The sequence below is a fragment of the Desulfothermus sp. genome (assembly GCF_053993635.1).
In genome coordinates, this window is sequence record NZ_JBMYBT010000145.1 from 1 (window position 1) to 5,327 (window position 5,327).

At 38.7% G+C, this 5,327-nt stretch carries 4 protein-coding genes; all 4 read right to left on the reverse strand.

The genetic code is table 11. The features are described from left to right. Window positions 1-2,067 (reverse strand): FAD-dependent oxidoreductase (locus tag ACY2V1_RS10745; RefSeq protein ID WP_461834798.1); only part of this gene is annotated, 2,067 nt, incomplete at its 3' end. A 75-nt stretch (window positions 2,068-2,142) separates the two neighbouring features. Continuing rightward, window positions 2,143-3,777: a glutamate synthase-related protein gene (locus tag ACY2V1_RS10750; protein WP_461834799.1), complete on the reverse strand. Its 1,635-nt coding sequence runs from the start codon at window positions 3,775-3,777 to the stop codon at window positions 2,143-2,145. Continuing rightward, window positions 3,741-4,880, reverse strand: coding sequence for a class II glutamine amidotransferase domain-containing protein (locus tag ACY2V1_RS10755; protein ID WP_461834800.1), 1,140 nt, complete (start codon window positions 4,878-4,880; stop codon window positions 3,741-3,743). The genes ACY2V1_RS10750 and ACY2V1_RS10755 overlap by 37 nt, the downstream gene beginning before the upstream one ends. A gap of 36 nt (window positions 4,881-4,916) precedes the next feature. Continuing rightward, window positions 4,917-5,327 (reverse strand): hypothetical protein (locus ACY2V1_RS10760; protein ID WP_461834801.1); only part of this gene is annotated, 411 nt, incomplete at its 5' end.

Here is a 5,327-nt window from a genome sequence, read left to right on the forward strand (position 1 = left end):
TTTGTCAATCTCAGGACGTTTTTTAAGCTGTGGAGTTTCACCTTTTAAAAGGCTGTCAATTGCTTGCGCTGCTATCCTCCCACTGCCTATTGCATCTGTGATAAGTCCAAGCTTCACCACATCTCCAATGGCAAATACCTTTGGATTAGATGTTTGATAGTATTCATTTACCTTTATAAATCCCCTGTCTGTCTCAATATCTTCTGTCAAAAAGTCAAGCTCTGGCACATCTCCAATAGAGATTACCACTGTATCTGCAGGTATCAATTCTCCTGAATCAGTAATAACTCCTTTATCAATAATCTTTTTGGTAAAAACAGGCCATTTAAATTTGGCCCCTGCCTTTTCTGCCTCTTTTCTCTCTTTACCAAAAGATGCTGGCTCCTGAATATCTATTAGGGTAATATCCCTAGCACCAAGTCTGTGGGCTTCAGTTGCCACATCACAACCCACATTTCCAGCACCTATTACTACTACCCTTTCTCCTGGATCTATTTCATCTTTTTTACTCTTGCCCAGAAATTCTAAAGCAGATACTAATCTTTCCTTACCCTCTACTGGTAAGATCCTGGGCCTTTGGGCACCAGTTGCTATAACCACAAAATCATATTCTGATAATAGTTCTTTAAATTTTTCTTTACCTATATTCTCTTCCAATTGAACGTGATGGAGTACCTTTTTTATTCTCTCAATATCCTTTTTCAAAATGTCCTGTGGTATCCTGGTCTTTGGAATGTACTCAGATATCTTACCACCCAACTCTTTATGTCTATCAAAAACTGTTACATCGTATCCCTTCAGTCTAAGCTGCCATGCACAGGATATACCTCCAGGTCCACCACCAATTATTGCAACTTTTTTCCCTGTTATAGGTGGAAGTTCTGGGAGCTTGGCATTTTCTGAAGCCTTACCAAGGAGGGTTACATCCACTGGAGTCATATTATATTTTTGTTTAGTACAATTTTGCATACACAGATTTGGGCACAAAAAACCACATACTGTTGTTGGAAAAGGTGTATAAAAAAGGGCCATATCTGCTGCTTCCTCAAACCTTCCCTCTCTAACCAATGCCCATCTCTCTTGCACTGGTATCCCAGTTGGACACGCAAATTCACATGGAGCTGCATATTTTTTGTTTTCCCAAACTGGTTTAAAACGCCTCAACTCTCCAATTGTGATCACAGGAATTGGACTTCTATCATAATCTACAAGGTCCCCTATTAATCCTCCTTGTCCTAATTCCTTACAACACACATTTTTGTTAAAATCAGAAATAGGTCTAAGTGAACTACTCCTTTTTTCCTGGGGAGACCTTGCAACTATTAAATCCCAATCTTCATATTTAGATAGTTCTTCGTATAAATGCTCTTTATCAATCTTCTTTAAAAATGTTTTTAAATTCTCGCATAGCCAATCCCACTCTTCTTCTGATATCTGTACCCTTTTTGCATCTTTTTCACTAAAACCTAAGTATTTTCCTCTAACAAAAATTTTTCCTCCAACCATTCCAACACAAGGCCTATAGCCAAGTACATTATCTGGATTCTGGGGATTATACCCACAAATAACAGCTATTCCACCTGCCATAAATTCAGCAAAATAATCTCCTACAGATCCAAGTACCCAGAGCTCAGGCGGAGTGAACCTGGGGTTAAATTTTGTCATGGTCATTCCACGGGCGCCAATATTACCTGCAATATAGATCTTGCCCTGGGCCATACCATTTGCAACTCCACTTGCAGCATGTCCATGAACTACAATTTCTGCACCTGCATTTAACCACCCAACATCATCTGAGGAATTTCCAAGCACCTCAATCCTGGTATTTGGGAATCCCATGGATCCAACCCTCTGGCCAGGAGGACCACTCACATAAACAACAACTTCTTCGTCTCCTGCTTTCCACAGCCTGCCACCAATTCCATGTTGTCCACATGCCTCTACTTCTATTTTCCTGTATCCTTGTTCTACAGCCCTTTGAATCCTTTCTTCAAGGATTCTAGAATCAACCCTTTTTCCATTCTCCCTTCCAGGGATAAAATAGGCATCTCTTATCTTTTGTCCCATGACTTAATCTCCCTTTTAATTAGAACATAGCAACATTATTTATGTAATATTCGTTAGGCTTAACAATTATATTTTTTATACAACATATTTAATTTTAAGTCTTTCTGCTGCATGATAATCATCTATTCCCAAAGCATCTGACATACCAATTGGTAGGGAGGTGGACCTTCCAAGTGGTGCCACTATTTTCTTGAGTTCAGTATCAAAGGTGAGAAATACATCTACTACCCTTTCAGCCACTTTTTCAGGATCTAATCTCCTGTAAATACGTGGGTCCTGAGATGTAATTCCCTTTGGACAGAGTCCAATATTACATATATTGCACCTATCGGTCTCAGAACCAACACAACCAGCAGCAGCCTGCATAATGTATTTTCCAACCTGTACTGCACTTGCCCCAAGCATGTAGAGAGCTGCTGCATTTGCTGCAAGATTTCCCCTCTTACCAATCCCTCCTGCACCAATGATCGGGATCTCGTTTTGTTTTCCCAGCTTTACTAAATTTAAATAACAGTCCCTTACATTACTGGCTATTGGGTGACCCATATGGTCCATGGAAACATTATAAGCAGCACCAGTGCCGCCATCTTCTCCATCTATGGCAAGTGCTGCTGCATATGGATTTCTAGTCAAGTTATTTAAAACTGCAAGTGCTGTAGATGTACCAGAGATCTTTGGATAAACTGGCACCCTAAATCCCCATGCCATATACATAGATTGAATCATTTTGGCAACAGATTCTTCTATTGAATACTTTGTCTGATGGGTTGGTGGGCTGGGTAAACTGACACCTGGAGGAACACCTCTGATTGCTGCGATGAGTTTATTCACTTTATACCACATAAGGAGCCCGCCATCTCCAGGTTTTGCACCCTGGCCATATTTGATCTCAATGGCACAAGGGTCTTCTTTCATCTCTGGGATTGCATGAATTATCTCATCCCAGCCAAAGTAACCACTGGCGATCTGAAGGATTATGTATTTTAAAAATCTCGATCTAAGGAGCCTTGGAGGACAACCACCTTCCCCTGTGCACATCCTAACAGGCATTCCAAGTTCTTCATTTAAATAGGCTACCCCCATAACCAGCCCTTCCCACATATTAGGAGACAGGGCGCCAAATGACATTCCGCCAATTATTAGCGGATAAATTTCTCTAACTGGGGGAACCCATCCATTTTCTTTGTAACATTTTAAATTTTCTTCTGGAGGAAGCACCCGTCCAAGGAGGGTCCTTAGTTCAAATTCATGCCGTCCAGCATCTAAGGCTGGGTCAGTTAGCATGGATATCCTAATAAACTTTATCCTGTCTAGAATTGTATAGGGGACATTTCTCCTCCCACCACGTCTTCTTGGCTGACCACCTAAATTTATATGAAATTTAAGTTTATCTGGTTCTTCATTGTGAAAAGGAATTATTGCCTGATTTGGACATACTGTAGAACAAAGTCCACACCCAATGCATGCATGACCAGGATCTGTCTTTTGTTTTATGCCATAATAAATTTTATAAAGGTTTGTATGTGCCTCTTTATTGTTTATTGGTGTTTCAACAATTCTCTGTCTAAATGTTCCTAATTCTATGGCCCTCACTGGGCACGCAGCTACACATCTGCCGCAAAGCTGACATTTTTCTTTGTCCCAATATATGAGCCAAGGAAGATCCTTTAGACTTAATTGGGAAGGCGTAATGGGTTCATTTGAGAGCACTTTATTACCTCCTTACGATCTGATGTGACATACACAGTATCAATGTACATTGGTTGAAAATATTCAAAATTATTTTCCCCTAATTCTTTTTTTAACACATAATCAAGGCCGCATATTTCAGAAGAAAACACAAAAAATCCCTTTTTCCCGCCAACAACCCCAGGCCTTAATTTTTTTCTGTCCTGCACCATAACCACAGTTTTATCTGGCAAACACCCTATAACACAATTAGGACCATCTATTATGAGCCTTCTACATGACTGTTTTAACCTTTTTAAAAATTCACTATTTGGATGTTTCTCTATGTCCTCATCCTTAAGAGGAGTTATTATGTGTTTGTAGAACTCAACTGGTAGTCCCAGAAAATTTATCATATAATGAAAAATATGGGTAAATACTTCAGAGTCTGATTGATACCCTGTATAGCCAGGAAACCCCCTTGATTCCAAAAATTCTCTAATAGGCACAAATGCCGTATTTTCTCCATTGGTCATGGATGCTATACCCTGAATAAAAAAGGGATGACATGCATATAAATTTATAGCATAATTTGTATTTTGCCTGCCTTGGGCCATGATGATCCTTGCCTTAAGCCCAATATTATCTAAATCAAGGTATTCAGCAACTTCCATGGGATCTCCAATCTCTTTTAATAAAATAGAATCTGGCCAAAAACTATATACAATCATACTTTCATCTTTCTGTCCCATTTTCCTAAGCTTTAACCTGATCATCATGAGCCTATGAGCTTTTTCTTCAAAAGATAAATCTTCCCAATCTTCAGGGTATTCATATGCCCTGATGTGATACATATAGCGTTTGGGTATACCTGGAGGTGGTTCTTTTTTAACTTTTATAGAGTGGTTGTACTTTGTTTTAAAACCCATTGGCATGAGATAACTATCAAGGGTTTTCATGCCTTCTTTTGTAAATATCCCTGATAAAATTGGATATTCCTTTAGTTCTTCAAAAATCCCACCAAGATCTGTTAAATAAAGTCCCACCCCTGAACCATCATGTCCCTCCTTCATTACATCCAGGGCCTCAATGGCCAACATGGGAGATTTTGGGACATCACTTGTTAATGCAAATAATCTGCACATAGCTGTCTCCATTTTTTGTGTAGTGGTTTGATTTTATTAATAAAATTTTAAAGTAATATCTTGCCAAAATCTATCTACAATTCTTTTATATTTGATTATGTCTTCAAATTCCTCAATGAGAAAAGTATCTTTAGGTGGCCAGAGTCCCATTTGGATGATATCTAAAAATTTTTCTCTTGTAATACGAGATGAACTCAAATTTGTTAAAAGATGAATTCTCTGTATCAAATATAGCCAGTTAATATGAATCTGAGACAAAATATTTATGAATTCCTGATCCTTACCAAAAGCATTTAAACACTCAATCAAAAGAGAGTTATAATTTTTATTGTGTGCATCTTCCATGGACACTTTTCCAGTTAGCAACATGCCCTGGACAAAGAATTCCAGATCTATAAGCCCTCCTCTGCCAGTTTTTATATCCACAACACCTTCTGTTTCTTTAGA